At 70.9% G+C, this 18,496-nt stretch carries 18 protein-coding genes; 9 read left to right on the forward strand and 9 right to left on the reverse strand.

What is annotated here, in order from left to right:
• Positions 1–13 precede the first annotated feature (13 nt).
• Complete coding sequence (locus ACTMTF_RS22065; protein ID WP_441112389.1) at positions 14–1,012, reverse strand: DNA topoisomerase IB; 999 nt, start codon at positions 1,010–1,012, stop codon at positions 14–16.
• Positions 1,013–1,067: 55 nt separating this feature from the next.
• On the opposite strand from ACTMTF_RS22065, the gene ACTMTF_RS22070 reads away from it, so the two are divergent.
• The 3 genes from ACTMTF_RS22070 to ACTMTF_RS22080 all read left to right on the forward strand — a co-directional run bounded on the left by ACTMTF_RS22070 (position 1,068) and on the right by ACTMTF_RS22080 (position 4,256).
• Complete coding sequence (locus tag ACTMTF_RS22070; RefSeq protein WP_189136693.1) at positions 1,068–1,322, forward strand: hypothetical protein; 255 nt, start codon at positions 1,068–1,070, stop codon at positions 1,320–1,322.
• Between the two features lie 5 nt (positions 1,323–1,327).
• On the forward strand, positions 1,328–2,344 hold the full coding sequence (locus ACTMTF_RS22075) for an SDR family oxidoreductase (RefSeq protein WP_441112390.1): 1,017 nt from the start codon (positions 1,328–1,330) through the stop codon (positions 2,342–2,344).
• Positions 2,345–2,429: 85 nt separating this feature from the next.
• Positions 2,430–4,256 carry a transketolase gene (locus tag ACTMTF_RS22080; protein WP_441112391.1) on the forward strand — a complete coding sequence of 609 codons (1,827 nt, stop codon included), beginning with the start codon at positions 2,430–2,432 and terminating at the stop codon, positions 4,254–4,256.
• A gap of 36 nt (positions 4,257–4,292) precedes the next feature.
• On the opposite strand, the gene ACTMTF_RS22085 is transcribed toward ACTMTF_RS22080, so the two are convergent.
• Positions 4,293–4,679, reverse strand: a complete 387-nt coding sequence (locus tag ACTMTF_RS22085) for a ChaB family protein (protein ID WP_397004761.1) — start codon at positions 4,677–4,679, stop codon at positions 4,293–4,295.
• Positions 4,680–4,720: 41 nt separating this feature from the next.
• Entirely contained in the window at positions 4,721–5,002 is a 282-nt protein-coding gene (locus ACTMTF_RS22090) for a hypothetical protein (protein ID WP_397004763.1), read from the reverse strand.
• Between the two features lie 73 nt (positions 5,003–5,075).
• Between ACTMTF_RS22090 and ACTMTF_RS22095 the strand changes: the two genes are divergently transcribed.
• The 3 genes from ACTMTF_RS22095 to ACTMTF_RS22105 all read left to right on the forward strand — a co-directional run bounded on the left by ACTMTF_RS22095 (position 5,076) and on the right by ACTMTF_RS22105 (position 8,447).
• Complete coding sequence (locus tag ACTMTF_RS22095) at positions 5,076–5,540, forward strand: shikimate kinase (RefSeq protein WP_441112392.1); 465 nt, start codon at positions 5,076–5,078, stop codon at positions 5,538–5,540.
• Positions 5,537–6,094, forward strand: a complete 558-nt coding sequence (locus tag ACTMTF_RS22100) for a GNAT family N-acetyltransferase (RefSeq protein WP_441112393.1) — start codon at positions 5,537–5,539, stop codon at positions 6,092–6,094. The genes ACTMTF_RS22095 and ACTMTF_RS22100 overlap by 4 nt, the downstream gene beginning before the upstream one ends.
• A gap of 97 nt (positions 6,095–6,191) precedes the next feature.
• Positions 6,192–8,447 carry a protein kinase domain-containing protein gene (locus tag ACTMTF_RS22105; protein WP_441112394.1) on the forward strand — a complete coding sequence of 752 codons (2,256 nt, stop codon included), beginning with the start codon at positions 6,192–6,194 and terminating at the stop codon, positions 8,445–8,447.
• Here ACTMTF_RS22105 and ACTMTF_RS22110 read toward each other — a convergent pair whose 3' ends face one another.
• Positions 8,448–9,344 (reverse strand): hypothetical protein, encoded by an 897-nt coding sequence (locus ACTMTF_RS22110; RefSeq protein ID WP_441112395.1) that lies wholly within the window; start codon positions 9,342–9,344, stop codon positions 8,448–8,450.
• A 129-nt stretch (positions 9,345–9,473) separates the two neighbouring features.
• Between ACTMTF_RS22110 and ACTMTF_RS22115 the strand changes: the two genes are divergently transcribed.
• Genes ACTMTF_RS22115 through ACTMTF_RS22125 form a run of 3 tightly spaced genes read left to right on the forward strand, consistent with a single transcriptional unit; the run spans position 9,474 to position 11,897 of the window.
• Positions 9,474–10,574, forward strand: a complete 1,101-nt coding sequence (locus ACTMTF_RS22115) for a winged helix DNA-binding domain-containing protein (RefSeq protein ID WP_441112396.1) — start codon at positions 9,474–9,476, stop codon at positions 10,572–10,574.
• Between the two features lie 40 nt (positions 10,575–10,614).
• Positions 10,615–11,580 carry a sugar kinase gene (locus ACTMTF_RS22120; protein WP_441112397.1) on the forward strand — a complete coding sequence of 322 codons (966 nt, stop codon included), beginning with the start codon at positions 10,615–10,617 and terminating at the stop codon, positions 11,578–11,580.
• A 59-nt stretch (positions 11,581–11,639) separates the two neighbouring features.
• Positions 11,640–11,897 carry a dsRBD fold-containing protein gene (locus tag ACTMTF_RS22125; protein WP_441112398.1) on the forward strand — a complete coding sequence of 86 codons (258 nt, stop codon included), beginning with the start codon at positions 11,640–11,642 and terminating at the stop codon, positions 11,895–11,897.
• A 99-nt stretch (positions 11,898–11,996) separates the two neighbouring features.
• Here ACTMTF_RS22125 and ACTMTF_RS22130 read toward each other — a convergent pair whose 3' ends face one another.
• The 5 genes from ACTMTF_RS22130 to ACTMTF_RS22150 are packed head-to-tail and all read right to left on the reverse strand — an operon-like array spanning position 11,997 to position 18,421.
• Positions 11,997–12,920 carry a dihydrodipicolinate synthase family protein gene (locus tag ACTMTF_RS22130; RefSeq protein WP_441112399.1) on the reverse strand — a complete coding sequence of 308 codons (924 nt, stop codon included), beginning with the start codon at positions 12,918–12,920 and terminating at the stop codon, positions 11,997–11,999.
• A complete protein-coding gene (locus ACTMTF_RS22135) occupies positions 12,917–13,906 on the reverse strand; it encodes an ABC transporter ATP-binding protein (RefSeq protein WP_441112400.1) in 990 nt (329 codons plus the stop codon). Before ACTMTF_RS22135 ends, ACTMTF_RS22130 begins: the two co-directional genes overlap by 4 nt.
• Entirely contained in the window at positions 13,899–15,851 is a 1,953-nt protein-coding gene (locus tag ACTMTF_RS22140; protein ID WP_441112401.1) for a dipeptide/oligopeptide/nickel ABC transporter permease/ATP-binding protein, read from the reverse strand. Before ACTMTF_RS22140 ends, ACTMTF_RS22135 begins: the two co-directional genes overlap by 8 nt.
• Complete coding sequence (locus ACTMTF_RS22145) at positions 15,848–16,807, reverse strand: ABC transporter permease (RefSeq protein WP_441112402.1); 960 nt, start codon at positions 16,805–16,807, stop codon at positions 15,848–15,850. The genes ACTMTF_RS22140 and ACTMTF_RS22145 overlap by 4 nt, the downstream gene beginning before the upstream one ends.
• Positions 16,808–16,813: 6 nt before the next feature.
• Positions 16,814–18,421, reverse strand: coding sequence for an ABC transporter substrate-binding protein (locus ACTMTF_RS22150; protein WP_441112403.1), 1,608 nt, complete (start codon positions 18,419–18,421; stop codon positions 16,814–16,816).
• Positions 18,422–18,496 lie beyond the last annotated feature (75 nt).

An 18,496-nucleotide genomic window follows, 5' to 3' on the forward strand; every position in this document is an offset into this window, starting at 1 on the left:
ATCGGCGCAGTGCTCAAACGGCGCGAAGCAGGTCGAGGACGGCCCGCTCCACGGTTCCGTGCGTGGCCAGCTGCCCGTAGTCGGCGTCGGCTCCGAGCTCGGTCAGCGCGCCGGCGATCGTCCTGCCGCGCTCGTACGCCTCGATCACGCGCGGATCCACGTACGACGCCCGCGCCACGGTCGGCGTGTTGCCCAGATACTCGGCGACCTCGCGCATGACCCGGGTGATCGCCCGTTTCCTGGCGGTCTCCGTGGCCGCCTCCTTGGACACCGCCAGGCCCACGGCCGCCAGGACGGTCGCGTGCCAGGTGCGGAAGTCCTTGGCGGTGAAGTCGCCGACCGTCTCGCGCAGATAGTCGTTGATGTCGTCGCTGCGCACGTCCGCCCAGCCCGCGCCGTTGCGGAAGCGCAGCAGCTCCCCGTCGGCGCGCAGGGACTTCAGCGACCTGATCACCCGGCACGCCCCCGCGTCGGCCACCTCGATCTCGCGGGGGATGTCGCCCTTGGCCGGGTAGGAGCAGGTGACGGTGCCGTTGGAGCAGGACACATGCTCCATCCGCAGGGTCGCCAGGCCGTAGGAGTCGTAGCTCTCGCCGCCCACGCGGAAGAAGCCGATGTCGAGCAGCCGCGCCGCGGCGGCCAGCACGCGCTGCCTGGTGAGTCCGCGTCCCCTGAGCTGCTCGTCGACGGTCTTCCTGAAGGCGGGCAGCCGCTCGGCCAGCTCCATGACGCGCTCGAACTTCGCCTCGTCCTGCTGCTGGCGCCACTCGTCGTGGTAGCGGTACTGCCTGCGCCCGGCCGCGTCGGTGCCCGCGGCCTGCAGGTGACCGTCCGGGGAGGCGCAGATCCACACCTCGGTCCAGGCGGGCGGGATCACCAGCGCTTTGATCCGGTCGAGGACCGCCTGGTCGCGCACCTGGGAGCCGTCGGGGTAGTGGTAGCTGAAGCCACGCCCGCGACGGCGCCGGACGATGCCGGGCTCGTTCTGGTCACTGGGCTGCAACTCCGACACGCCCGCCGGGCTACCCCGGACGTTAGGCCGCAAACGGTAAGGGCAGTTGGGGCGCATGACTGAAGACAGGGATTGGGAAGAGACCTCCGACAGGGGGCACGCGATGGTGCCCGCCACGCCGCGCGACGTGGTGCACATCAGGGTCGGGTCGTTCATCCTGGTGTTCCTGTTCGCGCTGGCGGTCCTCGGCATCATCGCCCGCGCGCCGGTGATGACCGGGATCGCGGTCGTCGCGGCCGTCGTGGTCGTCATCGACATCGTGCTCGCCGTACGCCGCCAGAAGGACCGCAACGTCGGAGAGGCGGGCTGATCCGCATGTCAGCACACCCCCTCAGCGGGCAGGTGGTCGTCGTCACGGGAGCGAGCGGGGGCGTCGGGCGCGCCGTCGTGCGCGAGCTCGGCGCGCACGGGGCCAACGTCGCGCTGATCGCGCGGGGCACGACCGGCCTGGGAGCGGCGGCGGTCGACGTGGGCGTAGCGGGCGGCGTCGGGCAGGTGTACGAAGCCGACGTCGCGGACTACGAGCAGGTACGGCAGGCGGCCGAACGCATCGAGGCCGAGCTGGGTCCCATCGACGTGTGGATCAACGTGGCGTTCTCCTCGGTGTTCGCCCGGTTCACCGACGTGCGGCCGGAGGAGTTCGAGCGCACCACCGCCGTCACCTACCTCGGCTACGTCTGGGGCACCAGGGTGGCGCTCGACCTGATGCGCCCGCGCGGCCGTGGCACGATCGTCCAGACGGGCTCCGCGCTGTCCTATCGCGGCATTCCCCTGCAGTCGGCGTACTGCGGGGCCAAGCACGCCATCAAGGGGTTCACCGAGTCGGTCAGGACGGAGCTGCTCGCCGAGCGCAGCGGCATCCAGATCACCATGGTCCAGCTGCCCGCGGTGAACACCCCGCAGTTCGACTGGGTGTTGTCGAAGCTGCGCCGCCATCCCCAGCCGGTGCCGCCCATCTATCAGCCGGAGGTCGCCGCGCGGGGCATCGTGTACGCGGCCGCGCACCCGGAGCGCAAGGAGTACTGGGTCGGCGTCACCACCGCCGCCACGCTGCTCGCCCAGCGCGTCGCGCCCGCCCTGGTCGACCGGTATCTCGCCAGGACCGGCATCGAGTCGCAGCAGACCCCCGACAAGCCCGCCAGTGACGTCTCCAACCTGTGGGAGCCGGCGGACGAGGCGCAGGACTACGGCGCGCGCGGCAGCTTCGACGAGCGCAGTCATGCGCGCAGCCCCCAGCTCTGGCTCTCCCAGCATCGCAAGCCGGTCGCGGTCGCGGTCGCGGTGGGTGGCGCGGCGGCGGCCTTGGCGCTCTCCCTCCGCACCAAGTCCTGACTTTTCACGGTAATAGCCATAAATGCGGTCGAGGCCTCTGAATCAACGCAGCATCAACCAGCACAGCGGCCATCAAGGAGGGCTGATGCCTGAACACGATCTCCAGTTTCTGAGCGAGCTGGCCGCGCAGTTGCGCGTCGACTCCGTACGCGCGGCCGCCGCCGCTGGATCAGGTCATCCGACCTCGTCCATGTCCGCCGCCGATCTGATGGCCGTGCTGTTCTCCTGCCACCTGCGCTACGACTTCGGGCGGCCGGACGATCCGGCGAACGACCACCTGATCTTCTCCAAGGGCCACGCCTCGCCGCTGCTGTACTCGCTGTTCAAGGCCGTGGGGGTGGTCAGCGACGAGGAGCTGCTGTCCTTCCGCAAACGCGGTAGCAGGCTGGAGGGTCACCCGAGCACGCGACTGCCCTGGGTGGACGTCGCCACCGGGTCGCTGGGGCAGGGCCTGCCCGTGGGTGTCGGCATCGCGATGGCCGGGCGTCTGGAACGCGTGCCGTACCACGTCTGGGTGCTCAGTGGTGACAGCGAGCTGGCCGAGGGGTCCGTCTGGGAGGCCGCCGAGCACGCCGGCAGCGAGGGTTTGGCCAACATCACGCTCATCGTGGACGTCAACCGGCTCGGCCAGCGCGGCCCCACCCGGCACGGCTGGGACATCGGGGCGTACGCGCGCAGGTTCGGGGCGTTCGGCTGGCACACGATCGAGATCGACGGGCACGATCCCGGCCAGATCGACTTCGCGCTGGGCGACGCCTGCAACACCCGCCGGCGGCCCACCGTGATCCTGGCCAAGACCCGCAAGGGCGAGGGCGTCGTCGAGGTCGAGAACCGCGAGGGCGCGCACGGCAAGGCGCTGAAGGAGCCGGAGCAGGCGGTCGAGGAGCTGGGCGGGTCACGGAATCTGACCGTCGAGGTCCAGCCCCCGGTGAGCCGGGCGGCGCCGTACCGGTTCGAGAGCGGTGAGCTCACGCTGCCCGAGTTCAAGGTCGGCGACGAGGTCGCGACCAGGGCCGCGTTCGGCGAGGCGCTGGCCGCGCTCGGCGCCGCCCGCGGGGACGTGGTGGTGCTCGACGGCGAGGTGGCCGACTCGACGAAGGCCGAGGAGTTCGCCGCCGCCCACCCCGAGCGGTTCTTCGAGATGTACATCGCCGAGCAGCAGCTCGTCGCCGCCGCCGTCGGCATGCGGGTGCGCGGCTGGATCCCGTACGCCGTCACCTTCGCCGCCTTCCTGACCAGGGCGTACGACTTCATCAGGATGGCGGGGGTGAGCCGGTCGTCGATCCGGCTGGTGGGCTCGCACGCGGGCGTGTCGATCGGTGAGGACGGGCCGTCGCAGATGGGCCTGGAGGATATGGCCATGATGCGGGCCGTCTACGGCAGCACCGTGCTCTATCCGTGCGACGCCAACCAGACGGCGGCCCTGACCGCCGAGCTGGCCGACCTGGACGGGGTGGCGTACCTGCGCACCACGCGCGGCGCGACCCCGGTGATCTACCAGCCGGGCGAGCACTTCCCCGTGGGCGGCTCACGCGTGCTGCGCCACTCCCCGTCCGACCGGGCCACGATCGTGGCCGCCGGGATCACCGTGCACGAAGCGCTGGCCGCGGCCGACCTCCTGGCGGAGGAGGGCATCCAGGTCGGTGTGCTGGACATGTACTCGGTCAAGCCCATCGACGCGGCCGCCCTGACGGAGGCCGCGACCACCACGGGCAACCTCATCACCGTGGAGGACCACCGGCCCGAGGGCGGGCTGGGCGACGCGGTGCTGGACGCGGTGAGCGAGCTCGGCCCGAGGGTCGTGAAGCTCGCGGTGCACGGGCTGCCCGGGTCGGCGACACCGGCTGAGCAGCTCTCGGACGCCCGCATAGACCGCCACGCGGTGGTCGCGGCGGTCAAGCGGTCGCTGTGAGAGCGGCCGCTGGGGAAGCGGCCGCTGTGAGAGGGGTCAGCGGCGGGCCTGGGCGGTGGCCCGCCGGTTGGCCTTCTTGATGGCGTCCACGAGCTCCTGCTTGGTCATCTTCGACCGGCCGCGGATGTCGAGCTCCGCGGCCACGCCCTGCAGGTGCTCCTTGGTCGCGTTGGCGTTGACGCCCTCGTCGGTCCGGCCCGAACGATCCTTCGCGCCCTCGTCCGAGGGACCCTTGCGCGCCTTCGGCTCCCAGTGGTCGCCGACCTTCTCGAATGTGTGCTTCAACGCGGCGAAGGCCGTCATGTGGGCGCGCCGCCCCTCGCCGTACTCGTCCACAGCCGAGTCGTGCGCCTTCATCCACGTCTCCTGCGCCTTCTTCGGCGAGCGTCGGATGGTCGACGGCAGTTCCTGCTCGGCAGGCATGTCAGCTTCACCTCCTGATTTTCCAGCGGTCTGATTCTGATTCACAGCGGGGGTTCGTCGACGCGCCTGCGCTCCTCGTAGACTGTGGTCCTGCGCGTCTCGGGATCTTCGTAGACCTCGTGACGGTGGACCGGCTCGTCGATGGGGCCGACAGCGCGGCGGGTGACGCTGATCCGGTAGAGCCCGAACAGCATTCCGACCACGCCACCGAGCATGAGGACGACGCCGACGATGTTGATGTCAAGGCCGGCGAGATCGAATTCGACGGCCCAGGTGAGGATCGCGCCGAGCATGATGAGGATGATGCTTCCGGCGATGGTCATTTGATTTACCTCCTTGGCACGAGGAACCTCTATCCACATGTGGAAAAACAAACCAATCGTGGTGATCGGCCTGATGGGAAGCGGTAAGACCACCGCTGGGCGTCTGATAGCCGACGCCCTCGGGCTTCCGTTCAGCGACAGCGACCCCTTTCTGCGCGCCCGTTACGGCGGGAGCGCGGCCGAGATCGCCGCTTCCGAGGGCGCCGAGACCCTGCACGCGCGCGAGTCCGACCATGTGCTGCAGGAGCTCGCCGGCGAGCCGAAGGTGATCGCCGCCGCCGCCAGCACCCTGGAGGACCCGGTGGTGCGCACGGCCATGCGGGAGGCGGTGGTCATCTGGCTCGACGCGTCGGACGAGATCCTCACCGAGCGCATGCGCTCCAGCGACCATCGCCCCGACTTCTCCCCCACCGCCATGCGGGCCCGTCGCGGTCACTTCTTCCGTGAAGTGAGCGATCTCACCTATGACGTCGGCGTGCTGAGACCCGAGGAGGTGCTGGAGGCGGCGCTGCGGGATCTGGGCGTGCCCACCGGATGATGTTCGCCGCCAAGCCCACGCTGGTGGGCAAGCTGGTGACCCTGCGGCCGGTCGGCCCCGAGCACGCCGAAGGGCTGCAGGAGCTGGTCACCGACCCGGAGGTGCGGCGGCTGACCGGCTCACACGGCGAGATCGCCCCCGAGGCGGGCCGCCACTGGTACGCCACCAGGGGCGAGCAGGACGACCGGCTCGATCTGGCGATCATGGTGGCGGACGACTACGTGGGCGAGGTGGTGCTCAACGAGCTCGACACCGCCAACCTGTCGTGCAACCTGCGGATCGCGCTGATCGGCTCGCGTGCCTTCGGCAAGGGCTACGGCAGCGAGGCCATCGAGCTGGTGCTCGACCACGCCTTCGGCACCACGCCGCTGCACCGGATCAGCCTCGACGTCTTCTCCTTCAACGACCGGGCCAGGCATGTCTACAAGAAGGCTGGGTTCGTGGAGGAGGGGGTGCTCCGCGACGCGCTGCGCTGGGACGGCGAGTGGCACGACTCGGTGATCATGTCGGTGCTGCGGCCGGACTGGCAGGCAAGATCCCAGACCCTGCCATAATGATCATTATCCACGGGCTCCCCGAGGCGCGCGGGGGGCCTGTGGGGTTCCGAGGCCACCGACAACCAATCCTCTCCCACGTGCGTCTAAGCCTTCGATGACACGCTCGATGCCCGGCGACCCCGAGGAGCTTGGCGGCTACTGGCTGGCAGGCCGGCTCGGCGCGGGCAGCCGCGGCATCGTCTACGACTCCTACGACGACCAGGGCCGCCGCTTCGCCGTCAGGGTGCCCTGTCGTGACCTCGCGCCGATCCGGCGGGTGGCGCACCGCCATCTGGCCGAGGTGGTCGAGGTCCGGCTCGACGGCCGGGTGCCGTACGTCGTCTGCGCGTTCGCCGACGGCCCCGACCTGCGGCAGGCGGTGACCCGGCACGGCCCCTACTCCGGCGAGCGGCTCGTCACCCTGGCCGGCAACGTGGCCGCCGCCCTGCACGCGCTGCACTCGGCCGGGCTCACCCACCACGACCTGAGACCGGACAAGGTGCTGCTGACCCGCGACGGGCCGAAGGTGATCGGCGTGGGCGGGCCGGGCGCGGTCGGCGGCACCCGCACCTACCTGGCGCCCGAGGTCTTCACGGGGCAGCCGGCGGGCGCGGCGTCCGACGTGTTCGCGTGGGGCGGCCTGGTGCTGTACGCGGCCACCGGCGAGGACCCGTTCCGCGGTGGGAGCCTGGGCGAGGTCATGCACCGCCTGCTGACCGTCGATCCCGACGTGAGCATGCTCCCCGACGCGCTGCGCGAGCTGGTCGCGGGTGCCCTCGCCAAGGACCCGGCGGCCCGTCCCACGGCCCGCGAGCTGCTGGTCGAGACCGCGCTGGAGCTGCCCCCGCCGGACGGGCCCGCCGGGCCGCGCCCCCTCGGCGAGGTGGCGGAGGAGATCTACGCCACGCTCTCGTTACCGCAGCGGCTGGAGCTGCCGGGGCTGCTGCTCGCCCTGATGAACGGTCCCGCCCCGCGTGACGAGCACGGGACGCTGGCCCGGCTCACCGAGGCGGGGCTGCTGGTCCGGCGCAGCGTCCGCGTTCCCCCTGCCGAGGGCGAGCTGGGCACGCTGGTGGCCGTCGACGGCGACGGTGTCGTGCCGGTGAGCGCCGCGCTGTACAGGGCCTGGCCGAGGCTGCGCGCCTGGGTGGCCGACGAGCGCGCGCGTGCCGGTCGCGGACGCCGGTGGGCGAGACTGCCCGCCGTGGCGGTGCTGGCCGCCTCCGTCGCGGTGGCCGTGAGCGTGTCCACCGTCGCGGTGCGGAGCGCCCTGGATCAGGGCGACGTGCTCAGCCAGGCCAACGCCCGGGTGGTGGCGGCCCGCGCCGAGTCGCTGCGCACCGCCGACCCGCAGGCGGCGATGCGGCTCAGCGTCGCGGCTTGGAAACTGGCGCCGGTGGTCGAGGCCCGCGAGGCGTTGCAGGCGTCGCTGTCCCAGCCGGAGCTGAGCGTGTTCACCGACCCCGCCGCGAGCTTCCAGACGAGCTACCGGCTGATCGGCGACGACCTGATCAGGTGGGCCGGTGGCGCGGTCACCCACTGGGACATCCCGAGCAGGCGGCTGCTGGCGATGTACCCGACGCCGTCCGGAACGGCGGCGCTGAGCGCCGACGGCCGCTACGCCGAGACGGCGGACGGCCGGCGGGTGGCGATCTCGGGCGGGCTGCCGGCGGCGGAGGCGACGTTCACGATCACCAACGGCGACCGGACCGTGCTGTACGCGCAGGACCGGCCGGTGTTCGAGGTGGCCGACGCGCAGGTGGCGCTGTCCGCGGACGGGCGCAGGGCCGCCGTCTCCGGCCCGGACGGGCGGGTGGAGCTGTGGGACGTGCCGGGGCGGGCCGTCAGCCGCACCGTCCAGGTCACCCCGCGGACGGACGGCGACGCCCCACCCCTCACCTTCAGCCCCGACGGGCGACTGCTGGCCGTCGCGGGCGCCCGGCCCGCGCTCATCGGCGTATCCGGCACCGAAACCGGCACCGAGATCGGCACCGGCACCCGCGCCCTCCCCGGATGGGACTTCGGCCCGCTGGGCGCCCCCGCCTTCAGCCCCGACAGCCGGCTGCTCGCCATCCCCTCGGGCGATGGCGTGCGCCTGTGGCGGGCGGACGACCGGCGGCTGCTCGCGACCCTCGTCCCGCAGACCCCCGGTCACGACTACGTCTTCTCCGGCGACGGGCGGACCCTGCACTACCTGACCGGCCACGGCTCGGTCGTCTCGCTGGACGTCTCCGCCACCGTCGCGCCGCCGGGCGGCCCCGTGGACCCGGCGCTCGCCGTACGAGAAGTGTGCGCCAGAGCGGGCGGTGCGCTCAGCGAGGACGAGTGGCGCAGGCTCATCCCCGAGGCGGGCTATCGGGAGATGTGCTGATCACTTGTTGTCGTAGCCGCAGTCCTCGACCTTCTCGGTGCCGCCCTCGCTGAAGTCGGGGTCCAGCACGACCTCGGTGAGGATGGTGGCCTCGATCGGGCGGCGCACGGTGGCCATCTTGCCGCAGTCATAGAAGGTGTACGACCCGCCGTCCTGCCCGAGCACCAGCCAGCGATCGTCAGGGGTGAGCACCTTGCCGTCGCCGTCGGACACCGTGGCCCACTGGTTGGGGAAGCCGGCCAGCGTGAGCACGATGTTGCCGTTGCCGTGCTCGTAGATGTCCTCCGCGCCCTCGGTCATCCAGCCGACCAGCACGAACCCCAGCCCGATGCCCACCAGGGCGCTGATGAGCACGCGCATGCCCGCCCTTCCCGAGGGCCGCCGGCGCAGCAGCCGGTACGGGATCAGGTAGCCGAAGAGGGCGACCACCACGATGGTGATCAGCACGGGCGTCCCGGTGATGCCGACCATGGTCAGCAGACCCCAATAGGCGGTGCCGGAGAGCAGGGCGCCGACGGTGGCGGCCAGCCACGGCCGCTCGCGCCCCCGGTCCAGCATCCGGCCGGCCCAGCCACGGGTGATCACGTTGAGCAGCCAGCCGACGCCGACCACCATCCCGGCCAGCGGCAGGAGGACCAGGACGAGCAGGATCAGCGTGGCGATCAGGCGGCCCAGGATGGTGGACTGATCGATCCCGGCCTGCTCGGGGGTGATGCCGAAGGTGTCGTAGACGCTCTGGAAGCCCAGGTGGAGCAGGGCGTACAGCCCCACCGCCACCGGCACGACGACGGTGCCGAGTCTTTCGAAGATTTCGAGGACGCTGCCCCGCTCCTTGGGACCCTGGGCCTGCTGTTCCTCGGCTTGCGCTTCAATGGGCGGTAATGTCTGAGAACTCATGAGACACAAGAGTGCACTGGGCGTCAGGTGTCGCGCTGGATGATTGAAAAATCAATCATTACGACCAGGAAACGAAGGATGGATCATCGCGGCACGAGACCTGCCGCGACAGCCCCTACCTTGGACGGCATGGACCCCCTCCTCACCCGCAGGGAACTGAACAGAGCGACCCTTGACCGGCAGTTCCTGCTGAGCCGCACCGATCTTCCCATCGCCGAGGCGGTCGAACAGGTCGGCGGCCTCCAGGCGCAGACCCCGCACACCTGGTACACCGGCCTGTGGAACCGGATCGCCGGCTTCCGGGCCGCGGACGCCGCCAAGCTGCTGGAGTCGCGCGCCCTGGTGCGCATCGCGTTGCAGCGCTCGACCATCCACCTGGTCACCGCGCGCGACTGCCTGGCGATGCGGCCGCTGCTGCAGGTGGTCACCGAGCGGATGACCAGGACCACCTTCGTCAGAAAGCTCGACGGCGTGGACCTCGACGAGCTCGCGGCCCACGGGCGGTCGCTGCTGGAGGCCGAGCCGATGACCTTCGCCGCGCTCGGCCGGGCACTGGCTGAGCGCTGGCCCGGCAACGACCCGCACGCGCTGGGCCAGGTGGTGCGCTGGCTGGTGCCGCTGGTGCAGGTGCCGCCGCGCGGCCTGTGGGGCAGGAGCGGGCCGATCGCGCACACCAGCGCCGAGTCGTGGCTCGGGTTCGACATGCCGCCGATGACGGCCGAGGAGCTGGTCATCCGGCATCTGTCGGCGTTCGGCCCGTCCTCGGTCATGGACGTGCAGACCTGGTCGGGCCTGACGCGGCTGGCCGAGGTGGTGGAATCCATGGATCTGCTCCGGTTCCGCGACGAGTCCGGCCGCACCTTGTACGACCTTCCCCACCTTGTACGACCTTCAGCCGAAATTTCGGCACCCGTGCGATTGATGTATGACTTCGACAACCTTTTCCTGTCACATGCTGACCGGACAAGGGTCATCACCGAGGCCGGCTTCGCCGCGCTGCAGGGCTTCATGGGCACCAACGTGATGCCACGCGTCATCCTGGTCGACGGCTTCACCGCCGGGGACTGGACCGTGACCCGCGCGAAGGGCGCCTCCACGCTGACCATCCACCAGTGGGAGCCGATCGCCGACCTGGAGGCGGTGGCCGAGGAGGGCCGCCGGCTGCTGCGCTTCCTCGCGCCCGGCGATGAGCACGAGATCGCCGTCCTCGACGGCCCCTCGAAGTCCTGACCTCCGGCCGCATCCTTCAGAAGATGGGTAGTTCCCCTGGATGACCGAACTGGTGACCTTCGGCGAGACCATGGCGCTGTTCGCCGCCCGGCGCACCGGGCCGCTGCGCTTCGCCCGTGACTTCGACCTGGGTCTGGGCGGCGCCGAGTCGAACGTCGCCATCGGCGTGGCCCGGCTCGGCCACTCCTGCCGCTGGATCGGCCGGGTGGGCGCGGACGAGTTCGGCGACCTGATCCGCTCGACGCTCGCGGGCGAGGGCGTGGACGTGCGCGCCATCCCCGACGAGGCGGCGACCGGCCTGATGATCAAGGGCAGGCGGACGGCCGACCACATCGACGTCAGCTACTACCGCCAGGGCAGCGCCGGCTCCCGCCTCACCCCGGCCGACCTCGACCCCGAGCTCATCCGGGACGCCCGGGTGCTGCACCTCACGGCGATCACCCCCGCGCTGTCCGCCTCCTGCCGGGAGAGCGTGCGGCACGCGGTGACCGTGGCCCGCGCCGCCGGGGTCACCGTCTCCCTGGACATCAACTACCGCAGGGCGTTGTGGCCGCCCGACGAGGCCGGCGCCTGGCTACGCGACATGATCGGCCAGGTGGACGTGCTGTTCGCCACCGAGGCGGAGGGCAGACTGATCACCGCCGACGACCCCCGGCCGGCTGACGGAGGGGTGGATCCGGCCGAATTGGCGCGGGCGCTGGGCGCGTTCGGGCCGGGGCACGTACTGGTCAAGCTGGGCTCCCAGGGCGCGATCGAGTGGTCCGGCGGACGCCTGCTCCGCGCGGAGCCGTACCAGGTGACCGAGGTCGACCCGGTGGGGGCGGGGGACGGGTTCGCGGCCGGGTGGCTGGCCGACTGGCTGGCCGGCGCGGCCCCCGAGCGGCGGCTGGGGACGGCGTGCGCGGCGGGGGCGTTCGCGGTGACGTCCCAGGGCGACTGGGAGTCGCTGCCCCGCCGCGACGACCTGCGCCTGCTCGAACGCGGCGGCGACGGCGTCAGCCGGTAGCACCGTGGACGTTACCCGGCCGTACTGGGGGAAGGGCTTGCAGGAGGGAGGTGGTGAACATGGAGTACAAACAGTGGAATGTACAGATTTGGATCAGCGAGGACGACGATGACGCCGTCACCACCGCCACGGCGGTGCTGTTCACCGCTGAGGGTAAGCGGCACGAGAGCGTGGCCCACGCCCGCCGCAACCCGGACGACCCGCCCGTGCCCGGCATCGGGGACGAACTGGCCGTCGGGCGGGCGCTGACCAAGCTCGGTGCGAAGCTGATCGAGGAAGGCGCCAAGGAGGTGTCCGAGCTCGCCGGACAACGCTGACCCGGAGAGCACCGGCCGGACAGCGCCGGCCGGACAGCACTGACAGAGCGCACCACGGCGACCGGCCCACCACGGGCCGGCCGCCACCGACGGCCCGCGCTACAGCAGGCCCGCCACCGCCAGGTGCTTGCCGATCCGGCCGATCTCGTCGGCGTTCAGCGGGATCTGCGGCGTCGCCGTGGCCGGGTGGTCGATGACGCCGCGCAGGTGCAGCGCCGCCTTGAACGCGCCGAGCCCGGAAGAGCTGCCGCCCATCCGGGTGCCGCCGACGTGGACGATCTCGAACAGCCTGACCAGCCGCTCCTGCTCCCGCCTGGCCGCCTCCCAGTCGCCTTGCGAAGCGGATCTGAAGAGGTTCACGTACCCATGAGGATCCACGTTGCCCAGGCCGGGCACCACGCCGTCGGCGCCCATCCACAGCGCCGAGTCCACGGTCACCTCCGACCCGGTCAGCACGCTGAACGGCGCCTCGCGGCGGAGGATCACCTGGCGCAGCCCGCCGTCGTCGCCGCTGGAGTCCTTCACCCCGGCCAGCACCCCCTCGGCCGCCAGCTCCATCAGCAGGTCGGCGGTCAGCTTGGTGTGCACGGAGACCGGCAGGTCGTAGGCGTACAGCGGGATCCCGCCGCCGGCGGCGATGCCCCGGAAATGGGTGCGGATCTCCGCCGGATGGGTGCGCGTGTAGAACGGCGCCGTCGCCACCAGGCCCGACGCCCCGGCCGCGACCGCGACCCGGACATGCTGGAGCACGCGCGGCGTCGTCATGTCGATCACCCCGGCCAGCACCGGTACCTGCCCGCCGACATGGCCGATCACGGTGTCCAGCACCACCTTGCGCTGGGCGTCGGTGAGGTAGGCCACCTCCGAGGAGGACCCCAGCACGAACAGCGCGTCGACACCGCCCGCCACCAGGTGGTCGACCAGCCTGGCGAGCGAGGCGGCGTCCACCTCCCCCTCGGGGGTCAAGGGGGTGCACACCGGGGGGATGACACCGCTCAGCGTGGGGGTTCCTGCCGTCGTCATGCGCGCTCCTGAATCAGTTGAAGGTCTGTGGCTCCCGCCGCTACCGGATGGTGGCAGTGGTAGAGGTGCTCGTCGCCGGCGCCGGCCTCGGGCCAGGAGGCGGCGCACGCGTCGTCGGCCCGCCAGCACCGGGTGCGGAACGGGCAGCCGCTGGGCGGCCTGGTCGCCGAGGGGACCGTGCCGACCAGCGGGATCGGGTTGATCGGCGAGATCAGACCCGGGGTGGCGGAGAACAGCGCCCGGGTGTACGGGTGCCGCGCCCCCAGGGGCAGGACCTCGGCGGGCGTCTGCTCGACGATCCGGCCGAGGTACATGGTGATGACCCGGTCGCTCATCCTGCGGACGGTCTGGATGTCGTGCGAGACGAACACCAGCGCCAGCCCGAGCCGTTCCTTCAGATCGAGCAGCAGGTTGAGGATCTGGGCCCGCACGGACACGTCCAGCGCGCTGGTCGGCTCGTCGGCGATGAGCAGCTCGGGCTCCAGCGCGAGCGCCCTGGCGACGGCCACCCGCTGCCGCTGGCCGCCGGAGAGCTGGCTGGGCAGCGCGTCGGCGGCGCTGGCGGGCAGGCCGACCAGGTCGAGCAGCTCGCGTACGCGGGCGTCGCGCTGGGCGGGAGTGCCGCGCCGGTGCACGTTGAGCGGGTCGCGCAGCACCTGGCTGATCGGCAGGCGGCGGTTCAGCGCCGTGGACGGGTCCTGGAAGATCATCCCGACGCTGGAGCCGATCGCCGCCCGCCGTTCGCTCTCCTTCAGCGCCCACAGGTCCCGGCCGCGGAAGGACACGGTCCCCGACGTGGGCGGCTGCAGGCCGACCAGCACCTTGGCCAGCGTGGACTTGCCGCAGCCGGACTCCCCCACGACGCCGACCGTCTCACCGGCGCCGATGGTCATGTTCGCGCTGGTCAGCGCGTAGACGCGGTCGCGGGAGAAGATCCCGCCGGAGCGCGCCTTGTGCACCACGTGCACGTCCTTCAACTCAAGCATGCTGCTCACTCCCCCGCGTGTCCTGGTTCTCGTCGAGGAGCACCGCCGGGTGGTGGCAGGCCACCGCGTGCAGGCGGGCGTCGCCTTCCAGCGCCGGGGCGTCGGTACGGCACACCGCCGTGGCCATCGGGCACCGGTCGGCGAACCGGCAGCCCGCGGGGAAGTCCGCCGGTGACGGCACCACCCCCCGGATCTGCGTGAGCCGCTCGGCCCCCGACTCCAGCGACAGAACCGAGCCGAGCAGCCCCCGGGCGTAGTGGTGGGCCGGCGCCCCGACCAGGGTCGCGGTGGTGCCGGTCTCCACGATCTGGCCGCCGTACATGACCACCACGCGGTCGGTGACGTCGGCGACCAGCGCGAGGTCGTGCGAGACGAGGATGAGCGCGAAGCCCAGCTCCTCGCGCAGCCTGAGCAGCAGCTCGATGACCTGCGCCTGGACGGTCACGTCGAGGGCGGTGGTGGGCTCGTCGGCGACGATCAGCTTGGGCTCGCGGGACAGCGCCATCGCGATCAGCACCCGCTGCCGCTGCCCTCCGGACAGCTCGTGCGGGTAGGAGGTGAGCGTGCGGCGCGCGTCCAGGCCGACCAGGTCCAGCAGCTCAGTGGGGGTGCGCCGGCCGCCCCGGCGGGTGACCTGCTTGAGCTGGGCCTTGATGGTCATGGCCGGGTTCAGGGAGGAGAGCGCGTCCTGGTAGATCATGGCCATGTCGTGGCCGAGCAGCTTCCTGCGCGCCTTGCGGGACATGGTGAGCAGTTGCTCGCCGTCGAAGGTGATGTCACCGCTGACGCGGGCGTTGCCCGGCTGCAGGCCCATGACCGTCAGTGCGGTCAGCGACTTGCCGCAGCCCGACTCGCCGACCAGCCCGAGGACCTCGCCCGGCCGTACGTCGAAGCTGATGCCGTCGACGATGTCCACCCCGGCGTCGAACCCGATGCGCAGGTTCGCCACCGACAGGATCGGTGGCCCCTGCGGCAGCGGGCGGGCCCGCTCGGCCAGCCTCCGGGCGGCCTCGGCCAGGCCCGGCAGCTCGGTGATCCGGCCGGTGCCCGGCTCGGCCCGCTCGAAGGCGTCCTCGGCCTTGGGGACCGCGCGGCGGGCGGCCGGGGCGGCCCACGCGTCGGAGATGCCCTCGGACAGGATGTTCAGCGCGAGCACGGTGACCAGGATGAGCAGGCCGGGGAAGACCGTGCCCCACCAGCCGCCGAGCAGCACGAGGTTCTTGCCGTCGGCGATGACGCTGCCCCAGGACGGGTCCGGGGGGCGTACGCCGGCGCCGATGAACGACAGCGACGCCTCGAAGACGATCGCGTCGGCCACCATCACCGTGCAGAAGACCAGCACCGGAGCCGCGCAGTTGATCGCGACGTGCTTGATGAGGATGTGCGGGGTGCGGGCGCCGATGATGCGCTCGGCCGCGACGTAGTCCTCGCCGTACTGGGCCAGCACGTTGGCCCGCACCACCCGGGCCACCGACGGCATGTAGAGGAAGGCCATGGCCATGACCAGCACCGTGATGCTGCCGCCGAACACGGCCACCAGCACCGCGGCCAGCGCGATCCCGGGGAAGGCCATGATCACGTCGAGCAGCCGCATGATCGTCTCGTCGACGGCCCTGCGGGAGGTGGCCGCGACCGCGCCGATGATCGCCCCGGTCACCAGGGCCAGGCCGGTCGCGCCCAGGCCGATGATCAGCGACCAGCGGGCGCCGTACAACAGCCGGGAGAAGATGTCGCGGTTGGCGCTGTCGAGTCCCATCCAGTGGTCGGCGGAGGGGCCGCCGCCGAGCGAGTTCTGGAAGTACGGCGAGTGCGGCGCGATGAGCGGCGCGAACAGCGCCGCCAGCACGACGACCAGCACGATGCCGACCGCCACCCACGACAGCGGGGGCAGCCTCTTGAACGTCATGCCGGGCCGGGCCAGGCGCTCTGTCAGTCCTCGTCTCATGCGGCACTCCTGAGCCGGGGGTTGACCAGCAGATAGAGGACGTCGACCGCGAGGTTGACGACCATGAAGCCGACCGCGATCGTCAGCACCACGCCCTGCACGACGGCGGGGTCGCCGTCACGCACCGCGTTGATCATGAGCTGCCCCATGCCGGGCAGGCCGTAGATGGTCTCGATGACCACGGTGCCGCCGATCAGGTAGCCGATGCGCAGGCCGAGCACGGTCAGCGGGTTGATCAGCGCGTTGCGCAGCACGTTGCGGCCGACCACCACGATAGGCGGCAGGCCGCTGCCGATCGCGGTGCGCACGTAGTCGCGGTCCAGCTCCTCCACCATCGAGGTGCGGATGATGCGGATGAGCTGGGCGGCGATCGGCAACGACAGCGACAGGGCGGGCAGCGTCATGGAGCGCAGCCAGCCGGGGAAGGAGTCGGCCGGGTTGATGTAGCCACCCGTCGGGAACAGCCCTTCGCCCACGGCCAGCCACTGGATCATCAGCAACGCCAGCCAGAACGACGGCGCCGCCACGCCGATCAGCGACACCATGCGGATCACCTGGTCCGGCCAGCGGTCCCGGAACAGCGCGCCGGCCACGCCGAGCACCAGCGACAGCACGATGCCCACGGCCAGGCCGAGGAAGGTGAGCTGGAGCGTCAGCGGCAGGGCCGTGGTGATCGACTCGATCACCGGCTTCTTGGTCAGGACGCTGGTGCCCATGTCGCCCTGCAGGAGGTCGCCGACGAAGCGCAGGTAGCGCAGCGGCAGCGGGTCCAGCAGGCCGTTCTCGACCTGGAACTGGTGGATCTGCTCGGCGGTCGGGTTGGCACCCTGGAAGTAGGCGTACTCCGGCTTGCTGTTGGAGAAGCGCATCACGATGAAGACGAACGCGATGACGCCGAGGATCAGCGGGACCAGGATGAGGACCCGCCGCAGCAGCATTCTGGCGATGAGGACCATGGCGACTCAGGTGCGCTTGGCCTGGAGCAGATTGATGCCCGGGTAAGCCTGCGCCCGCACACCTGACATCTTCTTGGGGTCCCAGGCGGTCATCAGCTCGGTGTGCACGACGGGGTAGAGGACGGCCTGCTCAGCGATCACATCCAGATATTTCTGGACCTTGGTGGCCTTGGCCGCCTTGTCGGACTCCTGACTGGCCTCGTCCATCAGCTTGAACAGCGCCTTCGCATCCTTGGTCCCGTCGAAGTGGGCGTACTTCATCCACAGGCCGCCTTCGACGAAGTTGTAGCGGAGGATCAGGTCGGCGTCCATGCCGAACTGGTTGGGGTTCGAGGCCGCCGCGACCACCTGATAGTCCTGGAACTGGTCCATTTTCGTGAACAGCGCGGCGGTGTCCTGCGGCTCCAGCGTGGTCTTGACGCCGATGGCGTCCCACGAGGCGGCGATGGTCGGCAGGCAGTCGGCGAGCCAGCTCACGTTCACGGCCATCAGGTTGACCGTCAGGTTGTCGACCCCGGCCTCCTTGAGCAGGGCCTTGGCCTTGTCCGGGTCGTAGTCGTAGACGACCGAGGCCCGCTTGTGGTCGGGGTGCCCCTCGTTGAGGAAGGAGCTGGAGGCGGTGCCGTGGCCCTTGAGCGCCACGTCGATCATCTTCTGCTTGTCGATCGCGTAGTGCAGCGCCTGCCGCACGCGGACGTCGTCGAACGGCTTGGTCGCGGTGTTGAACATCAGGAACATGTGGTTCATCCCCGCGCCGCCCTCGACCGTGAGCCCCTGCTGCTTGAGCTGGTCCACGTTGGCGTACGGGATGTTGTCGGCGATCTGCGCCTCGGCCGAGCCGCCGGAGATCTTGGCGACCCGCGCCGCCGCGTCGACGATCGTCAGCCAGTTCATCTTCTTGACCGTCGCCGGGCGCGGCCCGTTGTAGTCGGCGAACGCCTCGAAGGAGGTGTTGGACTTCGGGTTGTGCTGGACCAGCTTGTACGGTCCCGAGCCGACGGCCTTGCCGCCCTTGGCCTGGTCCCAGGCGCCCGGCTGGCCGAAGACGTGCTTGGGCATGATCTTGGCGATGGTCAGCCTGGGCGCCGCGTCCGGGAAGGCGTACTTGAAGACGAGCTCGACCGTGCGGTCGTCGACCTTCTTGACCTCCTGCAGCCAGGACCGGAAGAAGTTGCCCACCAGCACGTTGGCCTCGGGGTCGAGGATCCGCTCGAAGGTGAAGAGCACGTCGTCGGCGGTGACCGGCTTGCCGTCGTGCCACTTGGCGCCCTCGCGGAGGGTGAACGTCCACGTGGTGGCGCTGGTGTCCGCGGGCAGGGCCGTGGCGAGCGCGGCGTAGGGCTCCCGCGTGATCGGGTCGGTGTCGAGCAGACCCTCGTAGATGTGGGTGATGCCGGCCATGGAGAAGGCCGAGGCCGTCTGCGTCGGGTCCCAGCTCTGGTCGTTGCCGTAGCCGATGACGGCGGTGATCAGGTCCTTGTTCGATCCGGCGCCGACGGAGCCGGTCGAGGCCGGTCCTCCGCTGCAGGCGGCGAGCGTGGACGCGATGATCGCGGCCGCGCCTGTCGCTCCGCTGTAACGCAGGAAGTCGCGGCGGCTGAACTCAGAGCTCACGGATGCCTCCCGGGGGGTTGGTGCAGTATTGCTACCTGCGGTGGGCCGCTCGGGGCGGCTATCGTAGAACGTGGG

This window comes from Nonomuraea sp. ZG12, from assembly GCF_052068115.1.
Taxonomy (GTDB): Bacteria; Actinomycetota; Actinomycetes; order Streptosporangiales; family Streptosporangiaceae; genus Nonomuraea.